Here is a 1654-nt window from a genome sequence, read left to right as displayed (position 1 = left end):
AACTCGCTCTGCGCGCCGACGCGACACGGGCCGAGCTCGAGCATGCCCTCGCCACCCTCGCAGGCATCGGCAGCGTCCAGGCGTCCGTCGAGGACGGTTCGATCCTTGCCACCGTCGAGATCGACGGAACTGCCAGCGAACCGGCAGTCAAGACGATCTTGAACCGATATGCGATCAATTGGAAGGTCACGGTGCGCACATGACCACCGCATCACTAGTTCTGGCACTCTGCATCGCAGTCTTCTACCTCCTGCTCGGCGTCGGCAAGATAGCGGCAACCGCGCCGATGCGGGAACGGGCAGCCCACGTCGGTATGCCCGTCAGCACGTATCGGGGCATCGGCGCGCTCGAGGTCGCCGGTGCCGTCGGTCTCGTGATCGGCGGACTCGTGCCGGCGCTCGGCGCCGCCGCCGGCATCGGGCTGCTGCTCCTGATGGTAGGTGCCGTCGTCGCACACGTACGGAACGGTGACGGACTGCGTGAGATGGCGCCCGCCATCGTCGTCGGCGTAGCGATCGTGGCCTACCTCGTAGTCCTGTACGGATCGATCCGATGAGCGAACGGGTCGTCCCAGTCGTCATCGTCGGTGCCGGACCCACCGGACTTACCGCCGCCACGCTGCTGGCTCAGTACGGTGTCGAGTGCCTGCTACTGGAGCGCTGGGAGGGCGTCTACGCGCAGCCGCGGGCAGTCCACCTCGACGGTGAGATCCACCGGATAGTGGCGCACCTCGGGATCGCCGAAGAGTTCGCGGCGATCTCCCGGCCGTGCCTCGGGTTGCGACTTGTCGACCGGAACATGCGCGTTCTCACCGAGTTCCACCGAGACCCCGGTCCGGGCGTCCACGGCTACCCTGAGGCCAACATGTTCGACCAGCCGCAGTTCGAGGAGATCCTGCGCGCCAACCTGGCACGGCACCCGAAGGCGTCCCTGCGCGGCAACGTAGAGGTCACCGGGCTGGCCGACGACACGACCGGCAGCGTTCGCGTCGACTTCACCGACCGAAACACCGGTGTGCAGGAATCGGTGCAGGCCAGATACGTCCTCGGCTGCGACGGCGCCAACAGCCTGGTCAGAAACCAGATTCAGGCAACGATGCGGGACCTGAAATTCGACCAACGCTGGTTGGTTGTCGACGTCGCGACCACCGCCGACCTCGGCGTGTGGGAGGGCGCCCACCAGGTGTGCGACCCGGTGCGCGCGGCAACATACATGCGCATCGGACACACTCGCTACCGCTGGGAGTTCCGGCTCGAACCCGGCGAGACCGCCGACGACTATCGCGACATGGCTCGACTGCAACCCCTCATCTCGCCGTGGACACGGAACACACCGGTCGACGAATTGACACTTGTCCGCGTGGCCGAGTACACCTTTCGAGCCCAAATCGCGGACCGATGGCGCGACCGGCGCGTGTTCCTACTCGGCGACGCCGCCCATCTCACACCGCCGTTCATCGGACAGGGGATGGGCGCCGGGATCCGCGACGCGATGAATCTCGCCTGGAAACTTGCCGGCGTACTCACCGGAGATCTGCCCGAAAGCGCACTCGACACCTACGAGATCGAACGCAAGCCCCACGCGCTCGCACTGATCCGGCGCGCCAAGCTGATCGGAATGGCCATGACCGAAGGCGGCGAACTCGGTAACCTCT

The 1654-nt window shown here is 66.1% G+C and carries 2 protein-coding genes and 1 pseudogene; all 3 read left to right on the top strand.

What is annotated here, in order from left to right; all coding sequences use genetic code 11:
- Positions 1 to 203, top strand: a pseudogene (locus AC1D1G_RS44955) (acyl-CoA synthetase); the annotation flags it as partial.
- Positions 200 to 556, top strand: coding sequence for a DoxX family protein (locus AC1D1G_RS44950; protein ID WP_477956912.1), 357 nt, complete (start codon positions 200 to 202; stop codon positions 554 to 556). The pseudogene AC1D1G_RS44955 and the gene AC1D1G_RS44950, both read left to right, overlap by 4 nt.
- Positions 553 to 1654: bifunctional 3-(3-hydroxy-phenyl)propionate/3-hydroxycinnamic acid hydroxylase MhpA (mhpA, locus tag AC1D1G_RS44945; RefSeq protein WP_477956911.1), on the top strand; the 1102-nt coding region annotated here is incomplete at its 3' end. The genes AC1D1G_RS44950 and mhpA, both read left to right, overlap by 4 nt.

It is taken from the genome of Rhodococcus sp. P3_B8 (assembly GCF_056402775.1).
Note: the sequence above shows the minus strand (reverse complement) of the source record. Positions and strands in the feature narration are given on the sequence as shown.

Bases quoted from the DNA above. Each gene is read 5' to 3' on its own strand.
- AC1D1G_RS44950 (WP_477956912.1), top strand. From the start codon at position 200: ATGACCACCGCATCACTAGTTCTGGCACTCTGCATCGCAGTCTTCTAC.